Genomic DNA, 19,478 nt, shown 5'->3' on the forward strand with positions numbered 1-19,478 from the left:
CTGTTTAGCCCTGTTGGCTAAGGTTCTTCCGTACAGAAGACGCTTTTTGTCTTCTCGTGCGGAAGGTTCTTAGACATGAAGGGCTAGGAGTTGGAGCTAGACAATGAAAAGCGCAAGCGGCTCATTTAGATTGTGATGGGGATGGAGCTTCTGACGTAGAGGCGCTTTTTGCCTTGTAGGAAGAAGCGAAGCCACCGAACAATCTAGTCGCTGGAGCTAGACAACGAAAAACAAAAACGGCTAGACCTGCATAAAGATTAAACGAAAAAGTTTTTTCAAAAAACGTTCTCCTACACGATAATTAGTATATGATTCTACATTCATTATTTTACACAAAATAAAAAAGGACAGCACAAAGGCTGTCCTTTAGTCGACTATAATTAGTCTTGGTTTGTCATTTCTGCATATTTTTCTGCAGTTAATAACTTCTCAACTTGGCTTGCATCAGAAAGTTCAACTTTAACCATCCATGCACCCTCGTATGGAGATTCGTTAACAAGTTCTGGTTGGTCACTTAATTCTTCGTTTACTGCTACAACTTTACCGCTTACAGGTGCGTATAACTCAGAAACTGTTTTAACAGATTCTACGCTTCCGAATGGCTCGTCAGCTTCGATTGTTGCACCTACTTCAGGAAGTTCAACGAATACGATATCACCTAGCTCACCTTGTGCAAAGTGAGTGATACCGATAACAACTTCATTACCTTCAGTTTTTACCCATTCGTGTTCTTCAGAGTAACGTAAATTATTTGGAATGCTCATGACTGTACCTCCAGTGAATGTATTAATTATGTAAAAATACCTTATTGGTACTTTTTCCACACACTTTCAAACTGCTCTTCGTTAAAACCAAGTGTTACATTCGTTCCATCTGTTACAATTGGACGTTTGATCAACATGCCATCAGATGCTAAAAGCTCATACATTTCGTCTTCGCTTGCATCTTTCAACTTATCTTTCAGACCAAGTTCACGGTAACGCATTCCACTTGTATTAAAGAATTTTTTTAATGGTAATTCACTTTTTTCATGTAAATTACGTAAATCTTCTTTTGATGGTGGATTTTCAACAATATGAATCATCTCATATGCTACATCGTTTGCCTCAAACCATTTCTTTGCCTTTTGACATGTGCCACACTTTGGATATGAATAAAATGTTACTGTCATAAATTCACCTACTTTTTTACTAACCTTTACCTTTATCATATAGAAAACGTTTTATTATTTCAAACCATTATTCGCTAAACTTTTACTTATTTCGTGATAATTTTTAATAATCCTGCGAATTTTTCTTATTTTTCCGCCATTTGTTAAGAAAAAAATAAATATATAAATTTTTTTAGATTCTGCACCAAACATATATCTTAAACAAGCGTTTGATTAATTTCTTATTTTTCTTTGTTAGCCTTTGAACTACATGAGTTTCTTTCTACCGAACATACAGCTTAAACAAACGTTTGATTAATTCTCCATTTTTCTTTCTTAACCTTTGAGCTGCATCGGTTTCTTCCTACCGAACATACAGCTTAAACAAACGTTTGATTAATTTCTTATTTTTCTTTCTTAACCTTTGAACTACATGAGTTTCTTTCTACCGAACATACAGCTTAAACAAACGTTTATTTTTAAAAAATAAGAAGCCTTTTTTACAGGCTCCTTCATCATCGACTTAAGTAATCCGAAATGGTTTGAAATACTACTATATACATATTATGAATATTTCGATCGGAAACAGTATCATTATATAATCCCATACCCCAATATTGACCTTCAGGGTTCCCCATATTTACAAACCCTTGCGTATACGTCATCGTTTTATCCTTTGGGGTATTATCATAATCTAAATCCTTGTTAGTAAAAATTAAATACGGTCTATCTTGCAAACCTATAAAAAATACCGGCTTCTTTAACGATAAAAATAAGTCCGTATACTGCTCCTTTGATGCCTCTTTAAAGTATTCTTTCATAACGAAAAAACCATCAACTTTTGCTGATTTCTCCTGCATTTCTTCTAACTTTATACTTTCAAACTTTACATTCCTAAACGTATCTTTCGGCTTTTCTCCAACAACTCCAATTACGAGTGCTCTTCCGTTATATTCTAATTTTTCTCCTTCGTTATTCTTTGCACACCCAGCACCTACTAGGCATAACAATATAAAAACTAAAAAATATGATAAACGCTTCATTTAGCACCCTCCCCCTTCTTTTTAGTCAAGTGACAAAAACGTAAGGTTAATTCAAGAAAATGTAAGTAAAATCGATAGCCCAATTCACGTTTCTATATTATAATCAATTGAATTTACTTACATTACTAAACATAGGAGATCAACATGAAGAAATTTAAACTTTCATCTTTTCTTCCGTTAAGTTATATACTTCTACTCGTACTCGTAAGTCCCCTTTACGACGTATTAAATAAATCGACTGTTCACGCAGTAGACGTTACAACTGTAGTAGATGATTGGATTCCATTTGTAAAAGCATTTATTATTCCTTATTTACTTTGGTTTCCATACTTATACGGCGCACTTATTTATTACTGCTTCGCTGACCGAAAGCAATATTATGTCACTTTAAGTAGTGTTATTTTTGGAAAGCTTGCTTGTTTTTCTATTTATTATTTTTGGCAAACAACTGTACCGCGTCCGACTGTCGTTGGAACAGATGTATTTTCTGAACTAGTTCGCTATATTTATAGTATCGACCAGCCAGTAAACTGTTTCCCTAGCATTCACGTTCTTACTACATTTGTAATTATGTTAGCTGCCTTTAAGCGTAGAGAACAACATGCTTTTGAATATTACATCCTTACTTTCTTCGGTACACTTATTATTTTATCAACGCTATTTACGAAGCAACATGCCCTTGTAGATGCCGTTTCTGGAATGACACTTGCAAGCATACTTTACTTCGGCGTTCAACTCTTATTGGCCAAAGAACCAATAAGAGTTCCAGTAAAACAAAATCATAGAATGTAACATGACAAAAAAGCAGACTGTGGCTTCTCAGTCTGCTTTTATCTATTATTAAGGAGATTTTCAATTTAAGATTGCGGTACAGTCATATCACCAGAATGAATACGACCTGCTTTTTTAAGAGCAATGTAAAGTATATAAGAAACAGCTACTGGAATGACGATATAAGTAATTACCATCGCCGGGAGAACTTCCCATCCTTCGCTGGAAATTAAATTAATTGGTGCGATAAGAGAACTTAATCCAAGACCTGCAATTTCTTTTCCTGCTTCCAGTTGGAAAATTAATGCGGATACCGGACCAACTATAGCACTGGCGACGACAGTTGGGACGAGAATCATTGGATTTTTAGTGATATTTGGCAACTGTACTTTCGGAGTACAAAGAGCTTGAGCTAATATGCCACCTAAATTGTTTTCTTTTGCTGAGATGACAGAGAATCCGATAAACTGAGCGACGCATCCGGCAAGAGCTGCACCACCTGCAACACCGTCTAAGCTAAGTGCGATCGCTAACGCAGCTGATGAAGCTGGAGAGATAAGTAATAGTCCCCAAACTACTGCAATGACGATAGAAGCGATAAACGGGCTACCAGCTGAGCTATCTTTAATGAACGCTCCAACTGCATTTAAAACAGGAGTAATATTATGAGATAACCAAATACCAACTAAACCAGAACCTAATATGGCCGCAAATGGAACGAGCATCATATCTAAAGCAGTTTTTCCGCTTAAACGTTTACCAATATATACAGCTAAAGTTGCTGTTAATAATGCACCGATTGGCTCACCTGTTTTAATAATTAGACCAGCTTCAGTAATTGAAATGGATCCGGCACCAATCGCTCCGGCTACCATCGCCGAGAAGATTACAAGACCGTTTGCACCGAGCATAAAAGCAATGCCGGCACCAATCGCTGGTGCCATTAGTGATTTTGCAACAACTCCGATTGTAATAAGCAACGGAATATCAACAATTCTTCCTATATTTTCGATTAGTAAACCAATTCCGAGGGATACGAAAATACCTTGTGCGATTCCAGCAGATGCTTTAAATACACGAGACATTATATATTCCTTCATTTGTTTCACCTTCTTCTATAAGTTAGTAACCAATTGTTTTCATATAATCACGTAAAATATCGTTTGATTTTGCGAATCGAGATTCTTCATCCTCTGTTAAATTGAGTTCTACAACTTCTCTTATACCGTCTCTAGTAATAATAGCTGGTACTCCTGTACAAATATCGTATTCACCGTACTCACCATCTAAAATGGCTGATACAGCAATGACACGGTGATCATCGTTAAAGATTGAACTCGCAATATACGCTAGAGAGTTTCCGATTCCGTAATAAGTAGTTCCTTTACGCTTATAAATTTCCCAGCCAGCTTTTGCAGTTTTCTCAACAATTTCATCTAAATTTATTTCTCCAAATCGTTCTTTTTGTTCTTCTAAAATTTGCAGAATTGGCTTTCCACCAACAGTTACATGAGACCAAGCAACCATTTGAGAATCACCATGTTCTCCTAATGAATACCCATGAATACTACGAGGGTCTACATGTAGCATTTCAGATAAAATTGTTCTTAAGCGAGAAGAATCTAGTGATGTACCAGTACCGATTACGCGATTTCTAGGTAATCCAGATAATTTCCAAACTTGATATGTAATAATATCAACTGGGTTCGATGCAAGTAAGAAAATACCATCAAATCCACTTTCCATTACGCCACCAACAACACTTTCCATAATCTTCGCACTCGCTCCTAAAGTATCTAAGCGACTTTGCCCTGGTTTTGGTGCTGGTCCTGCTGTAATAATGACAATGTCCATATCTTTGCAGTCTTCATAGTTTCCTGCATATACTTTTGTTCTTGTATTTGTAAAGTTAATGCAATGTGATAAATCCATTGCTTCCCCAACTGCACGTTCATGATTTATATCAATTAATAATAGCTCTTCGCAAATACCTTGATTCACAATAGAATACGCACAACTTGATCCAACTAATCCAGTACCGATAATTGCAATTTTTCTTGTATGTCTTTTCATAGCAATCTCTCCTAATTGATCATATAATCTATTTCTTTTGCTCTTTACACTCCTAATTATAGAGGTTCTCACGATAGAAACCATGGATACTTTGTGAAATATTGAACAAAGTTTTTGTCCTTTTTGTGAATTGTTATATTCCATTTTCGTCATATTTGTTACAACTGGAAAAATATTTATTATGTATTTATTGACATATACAAAAAGAAAACGAGCGAATAAATTCGCTCGTTTTCTTTTCACTATTGTTCCGCACTTAATTGACTTTTTAATTGCTGTACAATCATTGGATTAGCAGGTGCTGCCGGTTTGTAATAACTCTTTTGCTTTGCGTACTCATACATATTACGTTGGCGCGCCTCGTCTTGATTACGAATTTGAATTAACGTTTGATGTAACTGTTCATTATCAGACTGAGCAATATAATTTGCATAGCTTGTTAAACTTGCATTCAATCCTGCTAAATAATCATTTACCATATCTTTTTCATTCATCTTTCTCTTCCTCCTATCCTAGGAAAGTCATTAATTGCTGTTTCGTATTTCGTGCATCTTGCGCATCTTTTTGTAGCATTTGTTTCAGTTGTGGATCTGTACACGTCTGTGCATACTGCTCCAACTTGTTAATAATTGTTGCGTGTCCACCAATTAAATGACGTAAGTTTTCTACTTCAAGCTCTGTTAAGTTTTGCATATAACATACCCGCCTTTCTTTGTTCATTCATCATTAGTATTTGGTTCTTTTTGGATTGTATTCATCAACTTTTCGCACATATAAACAAAATAAAAGATGAATAGCTAGGCCATTCATCTTTTATGCTAAATATTCATTCAATTTTATAAAGAAACAATCATACTTATACTCACAAGTAGGTTCCATACAATATGTAAAATGATGCTAGGTAAAATAGATTGTGTTTTCTTATATAACATAGCAAATACAATCCCCATAATCATTGCCGTAACCGGAAAACCACCATGAAGAATCCCAAAGATAAAGGAAGAAATAATGATACCAACTAGAAAACTATATTTCTTTTCAAAAAATCGATACAAAATACCTCTATATAAAATTTCTTCTTTAATTGGTGTAATTATAGCAACACTTAACACATATATAATACTTTGTAGACTATTTTGAAGTCCTAAGCTCCCTAATTGATCTCGTTGCTGCTCTGCACTTTCAAAGCTAAACAACTCTAACATTACATACTGAGTTAATGCAATGATGATAAAACCTATTAATAAATACAAGTAGGTTTTCCCATTTTTTAAAATAGATACATCCCATATGTTCTTAATAAAATGAAGCACTGGTTTATACGCAAATAAAACAATAGTAACAACAGCTGCATCAAATAGAAGTAAATAATATCCCTCTAAATTAGCACGTAATACCTCTTCTCCAAAAATTCCAAGGGCTAAAGCAAGGAATAATCCCCCTAAGAGTGAGAACCCTAGAATGCTAGCAATCGTTACAACTAGATTTTTATATGTTATGTTATCTACTTCTCTTTCTGCATTATACGCGTCTAATACTGTTTTTCTCATACTATTCCTCCATTTGTTTTCATTACCTTAACAAAAACCCTTTAATACAAATATATAGATAATATAACAATTTTTTCAAAAAGAATAATATGCAATTTTACATATCATGAAAGCTTTGTATTATATAGTTTTTGGAATTAGATTACTATAGAATAATTATTAGATGAAATTCCAAAAATTTCTTATCTATCCACCATAACCCTCGCATCATATAAAATTTATTAGTTAAAGGAGCAATGAACATGAAAACACATGACTTCCTTACAGAAATCCAGAAGGGCTCTGAGCCTAGTCCATATCAAGATCCTATTGCTTTTATTTTCGTTTGCCTTTCCGTAGCTATATACACATTTTTCAAACCTGCTAAATAATATCATGTAATGAGAAAAAGCCTACCGCTCTTTTCGAATCATATGCACTAAAAAACCTTAGAATCACTTCTAAGGTTTTTGTTTGCCTCGTTTCTTATTCACGTAATCCTTTAATAAACGTTTCCAATAATACATGTAAACTTATATCCAGATCTAACGGCAAACCAAATCCGCCTTGCTGTTCAATCGAAGCAAATCCATGACAAATACTTCTGAATCCGCGTGTCGCATGAAGTGCATTCTCTCCTTCTAAGCCATACTGTTGTAAAACTCGAAGACAAAGCTTTACAATTTCGTCACCTGCTTTTCTTACTTCTTCATCTCGTAAAAAAGTTGCTTCATATAGTCCAGGATGTTTTCGGACAAATGCTACATACGCTTCTCCTAATGCATGAATTACTTCATCCATCTGTTTATCCTCGGCCGCTTCTTCCAGTTTGTTATGCAGCTGTTTTATTCCGTAAATACCAAGATTTTTCCGTACATCTTGTAACCCTTTTACATGATTATATAGTGAGGGCGAACGTATCCCTAACCTTTGCGCTAATGAAGCTAACGTTACTTCTTGTATTCCATTTGTATCTGCAATTTCTGCAGCTGTTTCTACAATTTTCTGCAATGTAAGTCCGATTCTCGGTGACATAAATTACCCCTCTTTCTTACTTTCTATATTCCGCTTCGCTTCCTTAATAGAAAGCTCTATGACGGCCCCTGGATTCTTTATCATTTTTCCGTGCCCTGCCGCAAGCAAGGAAGGTTCATATTCGCTTAGCTTCTGTGCACTTTGTAATGATATTTCTTTGCTCCACGTTGCCATCGCTGGAAACGGAAACCAAAATTTCATTTGTCCCGAAACAGCCATACCTCCTCTTGTTTGAAATGCATCCCCAACAATAAGAGCTTTATTTCGTACATCAAGAAACGACATGGATCCTGGTGTATGTCCCGGTGTCATAATTGCAAGAAGCGATCCAACTCGGTCGCCATCTTCTAATAAAACATCAGGTACCGTTTTTACTTTTTTAGGTACACCGCCTTTTATCGGTATATTCGGTTCATCCTTTTGTAACGTCGTATCTCCTTCTAACAGCTTTGCGTCCCGCTTAGAAATATGGACTGGAACATGAGGAAGTACTTCCTTTAATGCATCTAATGCACCGATGTGATCATCATGCGCATGTGTTAATACAATCTTATTAATTGGTTTTCCTATTTTCTCAGCCGCCTGTAAAATACCTTTTGCGCTATATGGCAAAGCCGCGTCAATTAAAGTTAAACCATCTTCTTCCTCTACAAAGTAACAATTTACAGGAAACGCTCTTGGCAAAAATGACAATTGATATAACGTTTTTTCATGTATCATCCTCATAGTCCCATCTCCCTTTTCACAAAAACTAATAGCATTAGTTTTATTATACTAATGCTATTAGTTTTATGTCACTAAAAATTTCTTTTTTTCAAAAAAAAGAACAGTAGCCGTATAAACGACTACTGTTCTTTAAAGATATTAAACTGTGTAACGCTCATCTTCTAAAATTTTCGCAGCGATTTCACGTTTCTTCGGAATTACGTTAAGTGGTGTGTGGCGAGTTAATTTACGTAATGATGATAACATCATGCGCAGCATGTCGCCGTTTTCAACTGCGATAAGTGTTTCTTTCGCATCTGCTTCGATCTCGTTAAATGCTTCTTGGCAGAATACTTCAGTGTATAACACTTTTTGTTTATTCTTTTCAAGACCAGTTGTTTTGATTGCTTTTTCTGTACGAAGAACAGCTGATTCCATTGCGTATAGATTGCTTACGATGTCAGCGATATTCACAAGAATTTCTTGCTCTTTATCTAATGCTTTACCGTATTTTTGAGCAGCTAATCCAGCTACCATTAAGCCGATTTTCTTCGCATTAGTTACTAAATACTTTTGAAGTGCTAATGGCTCATCGCCTACTTCTTCTGGCATCATCATCATTAACTCTTCTTGTAATTTTTGTGCTTTTTGAAGAAGTGGTAATTCACCTTTCATCGCTTTACGTAAGAACGTACCTGGTACGATTAGGCGGTTAATTTCGTTCGTTCCTTCGAAAATACGGTTAATACGAGAATCGCGGTACATTCTTTCAATCTCGTATTCTGCCATGAATCCGTAACCACCGTGAATTTGAACACCTTCATCTACTGTATAGTCTAATACTTCAGAACCGAATACTTTGTTTAAAGAGCACTCGATTGCATATTCAGCGATAGAAGCTGCTACCGCTTTACCGTCTTTTACTTCTTCTTCAGATAATGTGCTCATGCGGCTTTCGAATAAACCTACTGTACGATATACAGAACTTTCAGCTGCATATGTTTTTGCTGCCATATTCGCAAGTTTCTCTTGAATTAATGGGAAGCGAGCGATTGGTTGCTTGAACTGTTGACGTTGGTTTGCATATTGTGCTGAAATTTCTACTGCACGTTTTGCAGATCCAACTGTACCAACACCTAATTTATAACGACCGATATTTAAAATGTTGAATGCGATAATATGACCTTTACCGATTTCACCAAGTAGGTTTTCTTTCGGTACTAACGCATCTTCTAAAATTAACGTACGAGTTGAAGAACATTTAATACCCATTTTCTTCTCTTCAGGGCTTGTAGATACACCAGCGTATTCTTTCTCTACGATAAATGCTGAGAAATGCTCTCCATCAATTTTTGCATATACAACGAATACGTCAGCGAATGCAGAGTTTGTAATCCACTGTTTTTCACCGTTTAATACATAATGTGTACCTTCTGCATTTAAACGTGCAGTTGTTTTTGCGCCTAATGCGTCAGATCCTGAACCTGGCTCAGTTAATGCGTATGCAGCTAATTTTTCACCAGTTGCAAGTAATGGTAAATACTTTTTCTTTTGCTCTTCGTTACCGAATAATACGATTGGTAAAGATCCGATACCTACGTGAGCACCGTGAGTGATTGCAAAGCCGCCAGCGCGAGAGAATTTCTCTGCGATTAACGCTGAGCTTACTTTATCAAGACCAATCCCACCGTACTCTTCTGGTACGTCAGCGCCTAATAAACCAAGCTCCCCAGCTTCTTTTAAAAGACGAACTGAACGATCAAATTCATGTTGCTCTAAATATTCAAGCTCTGGAAGAACTTCATTTACGATAAAGTCCTCTGTCGTTTTTGCAATCATTTTATGCTCAGATGAAAAATCTTCTGGCGTAAACACTTGATCAATCGTAATCTCATCAACTAAAAAGCTACCGCCTTTAACCGCATTTCCTACTGTTTTTTCCATGAAAATTTCCTCCTTCATATTTTCATGAGCAGCTTCTCTCTTTTTGAAAGAAGCTGGCTCTCCCGTTTATTTTTTATAAACCTTTGTTGCTTCCATTCTTTGCTTTAGCGTCGTCTCGTTCTGAGCGAACTGCTTGCACTTTTTTTATAATCCAGTTCCAGTGGCTAGAACAGTCGGTCGTTTCACCCCTTCCTGTGAGGCAAAAAGCGCCTCTTCGTCAGGGCTTCCAACGCCCTCCTGTTCTGAGCAAGCCACCTGCACTTTTTTTATAATCCAGTTCCAGCGGCTAGAATGTTCGGTGGCTTCGCTTCTTCCTCACATTCTGAACAAGCCGCTTCCACTTTTTTATAGTAATTCAAATACTCCCGCTGCTCCCATTCCGCCGCCAATACACATTGTTACGATACCAAATTGTTCGTTGCGGCGTTTCATTTCGTGAATAAGAGATAGTGTTAGTTTTGCTCCTGTACAGCCAAGTGGATGTCCAAGTGCGATTGCACCACCGTTTACGTTTACTTTTTCTTCATCTAAACCAAGTTCACGAATAACTTGGATCGATTGAGAAGCAAATGCTTCGTTTAGTTCGAATAAGCCAATATCAGATAGCTCTAAGCCAGCTAGTTTTAACGCTTTTGGAATTGCAGCGATTGGGCCGATTCCCATTACTTCTGGTGGTACGCCAGCTACTGCAAATGAACGGAATTTCGCAAGTGGCTTCATGCCATCGCTCACTGCTTTTTCACGATCCATTAATAGTACAGATGCTGCACCGTCACTCATTTGTGAAGAGTTACCAGCTGTTACAGAACCGCGAACGTTAAATGCTGGACGTAATTTCCCTAAAATGTCTAGCGTCGTCTCTGCTCTTACACCTTCATCTTGTGCGAAAATGATTGTTTCTTCTTGCAGTTTATTGTTTGAGCCAACCGAGCGTAACGTCACATCTACAGATACTGTTTCATCAGCAAAGTTTCCTGCCGCTAATGCTTTGGCAGCACGTTGATGACTTCTTACTGCAAATGCATCTTGCTCTTCACGAGAAATTCCATATTTCACAGCAACTTGCTCTGCTGTATGTCCCATACCCATATAATATTCCGGAGCCGCTTCTACAAGGCGACTATTCGGACGAACAACGTGTCCCATCATTGGAACTAAACTCATTGATTCCGCTCCGCCTGATAATACAGCTTCAGAGTGACCAAGCATAATGCGCTCTGCTCCGTAAGCGATACTTTGTAAACCAGAAGAACAGTAACGGTTAATTGTAATAGCTGGAACATCGTAAGAAAGTCCTGCTAGTCCGCCGATATTACGAGCCATATTTAAACCTTGTTCTGCTTCTGGCATCGCACAACCGAAAATTAAATCATCGATTGGTCCTTCATAATTTGCACGCTTTAACGTTTCCTTTACTACTAACGCCCCTAGATCGTCAGGACGAACTGTTTTTAATGAACCCCTCTTTGCTTTTCCAATTGGTGTTCTTGCTCCCGCAACAATGACAGCTTCTCTCATGAACGATATCTCCCCTCGTTATTAGTTACGTAATGGCTTTCCTTTTACAAGCATGTGCTGCATTCTTGCTTGTGATTTCATCTCACTTACTAAGCTAATAAATGCTTCACGTTCTACATCTAATAAATACTGCTCATCAACTTCTGTTCCGTACGGCACTTTTCCGCCCGCAATGACATATGCAAGTTTCTTCGCAATGTGAAGATCATGTTCAGAAATGTAACCTGATAAATGCATTGCTTCTGCACCAAGTACAAGAGTTGCATATCCTGTTTCACCAACAACTGGTATCTTTTTACGAATCGGTGCTTTATAGCCCGCTTCATATAAAGCAAGTGCTTTCTGTTTCGCATCATATAGTAAGTGATCACCATTCACACTAATACCGTCTTTATCGCCTAAGAAGTTGTTCGATACAGCTTCTTGTGCTGATGTAGAAACTTTCGCCATCGCTACAGATTCGAACACTTTATTCGCAACTTTTTGCAGATCAAACTCTACACCGTTTGGCATTTTATTTAAGTGTTTAATGTATAGCTCTTTATTACCGCCTCCGCCAGGGATTAAGCCAACACCAACTTCTACTAAGCCCATATACGTTTCACTAGAAGCTTGAATGCTAGCTGCTGGTAAGCAAACTTCTGTACCTCCGCCAAGCGTCATACCGTATGGTGCTGCTACAACTGGCTTAGAAGAGTACTTAATTTTCGTCATTGCATCTTGGAAGTTTTTCACAACCAACTCAATTTCAAAGTAATTGTCGTCTTGTGCTTCCATTAAGATCATTGCTAGGTTCGCACCAACGCAGAAGTTCTTCGATTGGTTACCGATAACAAGACCTTTATAATTCTTTTCTACTTCATCAACAGCGTAGTTAATCATTTGCGTAATATCCATACCGATTGCATTGCTCTTCGAATGGAACTCTAAGCAAAGGATGCCGTCGCCTAAATCAATTAAGCTCGCTCCGCTATTTTTCTTTAATACACCATTTTTCGCTTTTAATTGCTTAAGAGAAATTGCTTTTTTATTACGCTCGATTAGCTTATATTCGCCATTATCGTAATAGTAGCTATCGCCGTTATCATGTTTATAGAAAGTAGTGAAACCTTTCTCTAACATTTCTTTCACCCAAGTAGGAACGACTACGCCGTTTTCTTCCATCTTTTGAACAGATTTTTCAACGCCAATTGCATCCCAAACTTCAAACGGTCCTTGCTCCCAGCCGAAGCCCCACTTCATCGCTTGGTCAATTGCAACGATATCGTCAGCAATTTCTTTATGAAGTTTTGCAGAGTATAAAAGAGTTGGTGTAATGATGTTCCATAATAACTCTCCTGCGCGGTCTTTTGCGTATACAAGCGCTTTCAATTTATTCGCTAATCCTTTTTCTTGTTTACTTAACTCTACGGATGCAGCTTTTAATTTTTTACGCGCTTCATATTCCATCGTTTCAGGATTTAGTTCTAAAATTTCTTTTCCTTGTTTTAAGAAGAAGCCTTGACCTGTTTTGCTTCCAAGCCATTTTTTATCAAGCATGTCATGCATGAAAGCTGGTACTTTAAATACATCACGCTCTTCTTCTTGTACGTTTTCATATACGTTATTTGCAACGTGTACGAATGTATCTAAACCGACAACATCTAATGTACGGAACGTTGCACTCTTCGGACGACCAATTAATGGACCTGTTACAGAATCAACTTCCCCAATGCTGTAGCCGCGTTTTATCATCTCTTGAAGAGTTACTAATAAACCGTACGTACCGATGCGGTTTCCAATAAAGTTTGGTGTGTCTTTTGCGATAACAACGCCTTTTCCAAGAACGTCTTCGCCAAATAGTTTCATGAAGCTTAATACTTGTGGATCTGTTTCTTTCGTCGGTATTACCTCTAGAAGTTTTAAATATCGTGGTGGGTTAAAAAAGTGTGTGCCTAAGAAGTGTTTCTGGAAGTCGTCTGAACGACCTTCTGCCATTTTTTCAACTGAAATACCTGACGTATTCGAGCTTACAATAGAACCTGGTTTACGAACAGCGTCTACTTTTTCAAATAATTTCTTTTTAATATCTAAGTTTTCAACTACTACTTCAATAATCCAATCTACATCAGCAAGAAGCTCAAGATCATCTTCTAAGTTACCTGCTTCAATCAGTGCTAGATTTCCTTTCACTGTCAGAGGAGCTGGTTTTTGCTTCAATAGTTTCTGTACAGCCGTATTACTAAAACGATTTCTCACACTTTTATGTTCTAATGTAAGTCCCTTCGCTTCCTCTTCTTTCGTAAGCGCAGGTGGTACAATATCAAGCAATAATGTCGGAATACCAATATTAGCTAAGTGTGCCGCAATTCCCGAACCCATTACGCCTGAACCTAGAACAGCAGCCTTTTTAATTTGGAACATCCAATTCTCCCCCTATTCTTGAATGAATGCTCATTCAATTTTTCGACATAAGTCGCAATCAATGAGTGAGCCTCTACTAATAAATATATGATACTGTTTAAATTTTCGCAATATATTTATTGATAAAATTTTCTGAAATAAATATTTTTCTTTCATTTGGCTATGCTATACATGTGTATTTTCTTTGTTTAAATGCACTTTTCCTTTTTATAATCTGACGAAACTGGAGGAATATATATGGCAAAACTTAAGAAGAACCCTTCAAAGGCTGGAATTAGTGCAGCTAGTGTAACTGGAAACGCAGGTCCACATAATCACGGTGTTGAAAAAGGACGCCAAGGTAATAACCAACAATATAAGAAGCATAATATGGGCGAAAAATAACGCTATATTTTTGGGCAGAGAACGTGGCATAATGATTAATGGCTGCTTTTTCTGCCCAATTTATTTGTACATATGGAAAACAAAAGAGGGAACGATGATGAAACGAACAATAGTTATGATTGTAATGATTGCTACACTATTTACAGGGATGATTTTCTTCTCTTATGCACAAAGGCAACAAGCCGTAAGAGCTGATCAACCTAACATTACTGGGCAATATGGGGTTACAATCGATGCAAACACAGGTGAAATTTTATATGGGAAACGCGAAGACGAACGTTCTTATCCGGCTAGTATAGCCAAAATGATGACAACCCTTCTTTTACTAGAGAATGTAAAAGAAGATGAAGAAATTACGGTTACAGAAAATGCAATTAAAACAGAAAGTCAAAGCAAGAAAATTAAACTTCGTGCTGGAGAAAAATTAAAGCGTGATGAGGCATTAAAACTTATGCTTATCATTAGTGCAGATCCAATAGCTGAATCAATTGCAGAACATATCGCAGGATCAAAAAATGAATTTGTGAAAATGATGAATGCTAGAGCAAAGGAACTTGGTACAAAGCATGCAACTTTCAAGAACGCAAGTGGTGCTGATGCAATTGGGAATAAAGTATCACCATATGACATTGCTATTATTACGAAAGAAGCATTAAAGTATCCAGTTGTTTTAGAATATATGAATTCAACACGTACAACTCTACATACTTCAGAACGCTCTCCAAACATCGCAAACTATGGACGAGAAGAACTATATGACGATCCATATGCGATTGGAAGTAAAAGCGGTCTATCAGCACTCGGCAAATATACAGTCGTAACAGTGGATGAAAAAGACGGTAAACGCGTCATTAACGTCGTATTATCTTCTACTCGCGCGCAACTATATCCTGATACGAAAAAAATGGCACATTACGCATTTCAGCAATTAAAATAACCAAGGAGTATTTTCTCCTTGGTTATTTTTTAACCATACCTTTTAATACGAACGCAACGTTTGCTGGACGCTCTGCTAGACGACGCATGAAGTAGCCATACCAGTCGTTTCCATAAGGTACGTAAACACGCATTTTGTAACCTTCTTTTACTAGCTCAAGTTGACGCTCATTACGAATACCATATAACATTTGGAATTCAAATTGATCCCTTGGAATGTTGTGTTCTTCGGCAAGTTTTTTTGTATATTCAATAATCGCTTCGTCATGTGAAGCAATTGCAGTATAATTCCCATTTAATAAGTGCATTTTAATAATTTTTTTATAATTGTCATCTACATCTTTCTTGTCCGGGAACGCCACTTCTTCAGGTTCTTTATAAGCACCTTTTACAAGACGTAAATTAGGATTATAAGCATTTAAATCTTCAATATCTTTTTCTGTACGATATAGGTAAGCTTGAATAACAGTACCAATATTATCGTATTCAGATTTTAATTGTTTAAAGATATCAATTGTTTTCCCGCAGCGTGTATAGTCTTCCATATCAATTGTAACGAACACACCATTTTCTTTTGCAGCTTCTAAAATACGGCGCATATTGTTCATTACGATTTCATCAGAGATATCTAATCCCATAGAAGTCATCTTTAAAGAAAGCTGCGAATCAAGACCTTCTCTTCCAATTGCACGGATCGCTTCAATCGATTGGTTAGCCATTTCATTTGCTTCCGCTTCATTATCAACGAATTCACCTAAATAATCGATTGTTACACAAAGTCCTTGCTTATTTAATGCCTGAATGGCAGCTGTCGCTAATTCAATCGTCTCCCCTGCGACGAAGCGACCTGCACCAAAGCGTAAACCGTACTTTTTAGCCAGTTTTGTTAGCGCTTTATTTTTAGATAAGAAAAGAAACGAATTTCGCATTAATTGTTCCATGTAATTCACCCCTATGACTGTAATTTATCTGTTTTTTACCCCTCTTCAAAATTATATCATTGTTTAAAATTATTGGATACAAATAATTATTTAGATAATTTATAAAATACTATAAAAACATTTAAAAACCTATATTCTCGCATGTAAATATGAAGGGAATATTTTTCGACATTTAGAAAAAACGGGTTTACTAGGGCAAAAATAGGCATACCGAAAATATTCGACATGCCTATAAAACCCTTAATATTCCATGTAAATTATATAAGGATATTAATAAAGAAAACTTGAGGTAGCATTCACCTCAAGTTTTCTCACTGCTCATTTCGCTTCTCTTCATTCAGCCTTTTAATATCCGTAATTAACTGCACCATCTCTTCTTTCGCATCTGGATATGTCTCATTCCAATGCTTCACTAAAGCTGGCATCGTCTTCGCTATGTAAGAATAAAGTGCCCACTTCTGCACCTGCTCTTTTCTCTCTTCATTGCTCTCTCCAAGTAATAATTCCGTGTATTTCTCTAACAACCCGTCAAATTGTTCATTAAACTTTTCACTCATCTTATTTACCTCCTATATGAAAAAAGCAGCGAAAATCGCTGCTTTTTCTTATAATTTTGATCGAACAGAGTTTAATTTCTTCTCCATTGTGCTTACTTTATCACGACGATCATCAATACGAATTGTTGTTGCAACACGCTGTGCACCTTTCGTATAAGGCACTTCATGCATTTGTTGAATTACTTCTAGAATGACAGGAAGATCTCCTTCAATAATTGTATTCATCGGTGTTAATTGATACTTCACGCGATCCGCATTTTTCTCTAGCACCTTTTGTACTTCTGCTACATATTCACTAACACTTGGATTACCTGTTCCTACTGGAATAATCGATACATCAACAATTGCCATAGTAGTCTTCCTCCTATAATCGTTTCTTATATATCCATTGTCTATTTTACCGAAATCCTCATCATTTTACTAATATGTTACTCTTCCACTTTAAACTGCTCGACTAATCTTTCTAAATCTCTCATATGTTCTGTCAAACTTTCCATCGTGTGAGCTACCTTTTCTAAATGATTCACCTGTGATTCCGTTGCAGCATGTACCTCTTCGGAAACAGCTGCACTTTCTTGACTCGTACCAGCAATTGTGTGCATTACCGCTGTAATTTCTCCTTGCTCGTAACCTATGTTATGTACCTCTTCTACAATTTTTTCAACTGAAGTACTAATCGTATTTACAACTGACATAATTGTGCGGAACTCCATTTCTGCCTCTGTCGTCACTTTATTTTGCACATCTGCAATGTCTTTCAATTTACTTACAACTTCTACAACTCTTTTTACTTCTACTTGCACATCACCAATCATCGTTGTGATTTCTCCGGTTGCCTCTTTTGATTGTTCCGCTAATTTCCGAACCTCTTCAGCAACAACCGCAAATCCCTTACCTTGCTCACCTGCACGGGCAGCTTCAATCGAAGCATTTAAAGCAAGTAAATTTGTTTGATCCGAAATGCCTTTTATAAGCTCAACAACATTTTGAATCGATCCAACTCTTTGTTCTAACTTATCCGATGCTTCTTCTGTATGAACAACAATCGAAGATGATTGCCCCCTCGTACGGATTAAATTCCTCATTGTATTTAATCCTTGCTTAGATGCCTCTTCCGCTTTGCCAGCCACTCCTTTTATTTCACCAACGGAGCTATTCATTTGTTCCACTGACTCCGCCATATTCTCGAGCTGAGCTGAAACTTCATCCACACTATTCGCAAGAGTAGAAGCTCCTCCGCTCACATCATCCATCGCTCCTGAAACTTCTCTACTAGCCGCTACTGTTTCGTTCGTTAAATAATGTAAACTATTCGTTGATTGTTGCACCGTTGATACGCTGTTTTTAATTTTACTTACCATTTCATTCATTTGTTCAACCATATCATTAAAGTGCTTCGTCAACTCTCCAACTTCATCTTTACTTGTCACTTTCATTCGCAGCGTTAAATCGCCTTCTGCTACTTTTTGCACGTGATTCTTTAATAGTTGCAGTGGTCTTGCTAATCTTCTTGAGAACAAGTAGGAAGCTACGATTCCAACTAATAAACTAATACATGCCATTATAATAACTGTATTTCTCGTACTATTTAGTAACCCATCGATCGTTTCTTTCGGATAAAAGATTCCTATCGTCCATTTCATCGTATCAAATGATTGACTATAAACTACTACATCTTCACCTTTTATTGTACTGCCCGCATATTTTGTTACCTCTTTATTCAAGCTCTTTATAAGTGGCTCTTTAGAAACATCTTTTCCTATCTTTTCTGGATAAACAAGAGCCATATTTTTATCATTTATAATAAACATTTCTCCGTCATTATTGTATTGAATATTGTGAAGCAACTTCTGAATCGTCCCAAGCGATACATCCATCGCAACAACGCCTAATACAGATCCATCTTGAGCTGTAATTGCTTTAGAAACACCTACACTTAACTTTCCTGTTGCAATTTCATAAGAAGGTTGTCCCCAATGGACCTTTTTTACATCAGCCTCTGAATCTTTATACCATGGTCTTGTCGTTGGATCATATCCTTCTGGCACTTGCCCACCTTCAGCAAGATTGGCACTTAATGTTTTTTTATCTTTCGTACCAATATATAAATCTAAAATACCAGGATGATTCTTTTTATACTCTGCAAACTCTTTCGTTAAAAACGCTTCCTCTTCCGGAGTAACCCCACCTTGAAGCATATTACGAATCATCTCACTGTTCGCGTAATACCCCATATCTTCATCCGTTCTTTGAACAAATGTCGTAAGTTGCTCTGTCACAAGATCCATCGCATTTTGAGAATACTCGTCTAAGGAACGCACTTCCTTTTCTTTCTGTAATTGATACACAGCTGTACCCAATATTACGAACATCATAGAAATAAGTACTGAAAACACTACCGCAATTTTTAAACGTAAACTTCTTAACATCTTCCCCCCAGCATCCCCTTCGCATTAAATTGAAATCTTATTAATCATTATATTAAGTAT

At 36.9% G+C, this 19,478-nt stretch carries 20 protein-coding genes; 3 read left to right on the top strand and 17 right to left on the bottom strand.

Features of this window, described 5'->3' with window-relative positions; translation table 11 throughout:
• Nucleotides 1-380: 380 nt before the first annotated feature.
• The 3 genes from gcvH to AC1Q8M_RS21310 all read right to left on the bottom strand — a co-directional run bounded on the left by gcvH (nucleotide 381) and on the right by AC1Q8M_RS21310 (nucleotide 2,193).
• Nucleotides 381-764, bottom strand: a complete 384-nt coding sequence (gene gcvH, locus AC1Q8M_RS21300; protein WP_000026896.1) for a glycine cleavage system protein GcvH — start codon at nucleotides 762-764, stop codon at nucleotides 381-383.
• Nucleotides 765-805: 41 nt separating this feature from the next.
• A complete protein-coding gene (locus AC1Q8M_RS21305) occupies nucleotides 806-1,171 on the bottom strand; it encodes an arsenate reductase family protein (protein ID WP_000218968.1) in 366 nt (121 codons plus the stop codon).
• A 494-nt stretch (nucleotides 1,172-1,665) separates the two neighbouring features.
• Nucleotides 1,666-2,193: a hypothetical protein gene (locus AC1Q8M_RS21310; protein ID WP_000826910.1), complete on the bottom strand. Its 528-nt coding sequence runs from the start codon at nucleotides 2,191-2,193 to the stop codon at nucleotides 1,666-1,668.
• A gap of 144 nt (nucleotides 2,194-2,337) precedes the next feature.
• On the opposite strand from AC1Q8M_RS21310, the gene AC1Q8M_RS21315 reads away from it, so the two are divergent.
• Nucleotides 2,338-2,985, top strand: a complete 648-nt coding sequence (locus tag AC1Q8M_RS21315) for a phosphatase PAP2 family protein (RefSeq protein WP_098365882.1) — start codon at nucleotides 2,338-2,340, stop codon at nucleotides 2,983-2,985.
• Nucleotides 2,986-3,050: 65 nt separating this feature from the next.
• On the opposite strand, the gene AC1Q8M_RS21320 is transcribed toward AC1Q8M_RS21315, so the two are convergent.
• The 10 genes from AC1Q8M_RS21320 to AC1Q8M_RS21365 form a co-directional block, all read right to left on the bottom strand.
• The gene (locus tag AC1Q8M_RS21320; RefSeq protein ID WP_000666168.1) at nucleotides 3,051-4,064 is read right to left on the bottom strand and encodes a PTS sugar transporter subunit IIC; all 1,014 of its coding nucleotides are present in this window, start codon (nucleotides 4,062-4,064) and stop codon (nucleotides 3,051-3,053) included.
• A 22-nt stretch (nucleotides 4,065-4,086) separates the two neighbouring features.
• The gene (locus AC1Q8M_RS21325; protein WP_000820647.1) at nucleotides 4,087-5,037 is read right to left on the bottom strand and encodes an L-lactate dehydrogenase; all 951 of its coding nucleotides are present in this window, start codon (nucleotides 5,035-5,037) and stop codon (nucleotides 4,087-4,089) included.
• A 242-nt stretch (nucleotides 5,038-5,279) separates the two neighbouring features.
• Nucleotides 5,280-5,531 carry a spore coat protein gene (locus AC1Q8M_RS21330; protein WP_001002982.1) on the bottom strand — a complete coding sequence of 84 codons (252 nt, stop codon included), beginning with the start codon at nucleotides 5,529-5,531 and terminating at the stop codon, nucleotides 5,280-5,282.
• 13 nt (nucleotides 5,532-5,544) lie between these two features.
• On the bottom strand, nucleotides 5,545-5,730 hold the full coding sequence (locus AC1Q8M_RS21335; RefSeq protein ID WP_001180555.1) for a hypothetical protein: 186 nt from the start codon (nucleotides 5,728-5,730) through the stop codon (nucleotides 5,545-5,547).
• A 143-nt stretch (nucleotides 5,731-5,873) separates the two neighbouring features.
• Nucleotides 5,874-6,587 (bottom strand): CPBP family intramembrane glutamic endopeptidase, encoded by a 714-nt coding sequence (locus AC1Q8M_RS21340; protein ID WP_001232991.1) that lies wholly within the window; start codon nucleotides 6,585-6,587, stop codon nucleotides 5,874-5,876.
• 465 nt (nucleotides 6,588-7,052) lie between these two features.
• A complete protein-coding gene (locus AC1Q8M_RS21345; protein ID WP_098361537.1) occupies nucleotides 7,053-7,601 on the bottom strand; it encodes a TetR/AcrR family transcriptional regulator in 549 nt (182 codons plus the stop codon).
• A gap of 3 nt (nucleotides 7,602-7,604) precedes the next feature.
• On the bottom strand, nucleotides 7,605-8,327 hold the full coding sequence (locus AC1Q8M_RS21350) for an MBL fold metallo-hydrolase (RefSeq protein WP_098365881.1): 723 nt from the start codon (nucleotides 8,325-8,327) through the stop codon (nucleotides 7,605-7,607).
• A 138-nt stretch (nucleotides 8,328-8,465) separates the two neighbouring features.
• On the bottom strand, nucleotides 8,466-10,250 hold the full coding sequence (locus AC1Q8M_RS21355) for an acyl-CoA dehydrogenase FadE (RefSeq protein WP_000416293.1): 1,785 nt from the start codon (nucleotides 10,248-10,250) through the stop codon (nucleotides 8,466-8,468).
• 345 nt (nucleotides 10,251-10,595) lie between these two features.
• Nucleotides 10,596-11,768 (bottom strand): acetyl-CoA C-acetyltransferase, encoded by a 1,173-nt coding sequence (locus AC1Q8M_RS21360; RefSeq protein ID WP_001206331.1) that lies wholly within the window; start codon nucleotides 11,766-11,768, stop codon nucleotides 10,596-10,598.
• Nucleotides 11,769-11,789: 21 nt separating this feature from the next.
• Nucleotides 11,790-14,171, bottom strand: coding sequence for a 3-hydroxyacyl-CoA dehydrogenase/enoyl-CoA hydratase family protein (locus AC1Q8M_RS21365; protein WP_000486359.1), 2,382 nt, complete (start codon nucleotides 14,169-14,171; stop codon nucleotides 11,790-11,792).
• A gap of 237 nt (nucleotides 14,172-14,408) precedes the next feature.
• On the opposite strand from AC1Q8M_RS21365, the gene AC1Q8M_RS21370 reads away from it, so the two are divergent.
• Together AC1Q8M_RS21370 and AC1Q8M_RS21375 are read left to right on the top strand one after the other, a co-directional pair.
• Nucleotides 14,409-14,555 carry a YuzL family protein gene (locus AC1Q8M_RS21370; protein ID WP_001096344.1) on the top strand — a complete coding sequence of 49 codons (147 nt, stop codon included), beginning with the start codon at nucleotides 14,409-14,411 and terminating at the stop codon, nucleotides 14,553-14,555.
• A 97-nt stretch (nucleotides 14,556-14,652) separates the two neighbouring features.
• A complete protein-coding gene (locus tag AC1Q8M_RS21375) occupies nucleotides 14,653-15,492 on the top strand; it encodes a D-alanyl-D-alanine carboxypeptidase family protein (RefSeq protein WP_023523353.1) in 840 nt (279 codons plus the stop codon).
• A 22-nt stretch (nucleotides 15,493-15,514) separates the two neighbouring features.
• Here AC1Q8M_RS21375 and AC1Q8M_RS21380 read toward each other — a convergent pair whose 3' ends face one another.
• The 4 genes from AC1Q8M_RS21380 to AC1Q8M_RS21395 all read right to left on the bottom strand — a co-directional run bounded on the left by AC1Q8M_RS21380 (nucleotide 15,515) and on the right by AC1Q8M_RS21395 (nucleotide 19,418).
• Nucleotides 15,515-16,432, bottom strand: coding sequence for a proline dehydrogenase family protein (locus AC1Q8M_RS21380; RefSeq protein WP_000436780.1), 918 nt, complete (start codon nucleotides 16,430-16,432; stop codon nucleotides 15,515-15,517).
• 311 nt (nucleotides 16,433-16,743) lie between these two features.
• Nucleotides 16,744-16,989 (bottom strand): YusU family protein, encoded by a 246-nt coding sequence (locus AC1Q8M_RS21385; protein WP_001290594.1) that lies wholly within the window; start codon nucleotides 16,987-16,989, stop codon nucleotides 16,744-16,746.
• Nucleotides 16,990-17,037: 48 nt separating this feature from the next.
• On the bottom strand, nucleotides 17,038-17,340 hold the full coding sequence (locus tag AC1Q8M_RS21390) for an MTH1187 family thiamine-binding protein (protein ID WP_001018860.1): 303 nt from the start codon (nucleotides 17,338-17,340) through the stop codon (nucleotides 17,038-17,040).
• A gap of 77 nt (nucleotides 17,341-17,417) precedes the next feature.
• On the bottom strand, nucleotides 17,418-19,418 hold the full coding sequence (locus tag AC1Q8M_RS21395; RefSeq protein WP_000946363.1) for a methyl-accepting chemotaxis protein: 2,001 nt from the start codon (nucleotides 19,416-19,418) through the stop codon (nucleotides 17,418-17,420).
• Nucleotides 19,419-19,478 lie beyond the last annotated feature (60 nt).

This window comes from Bacillus sp. GW823-FHT06A10 (genome assembly GCF_058795375.1).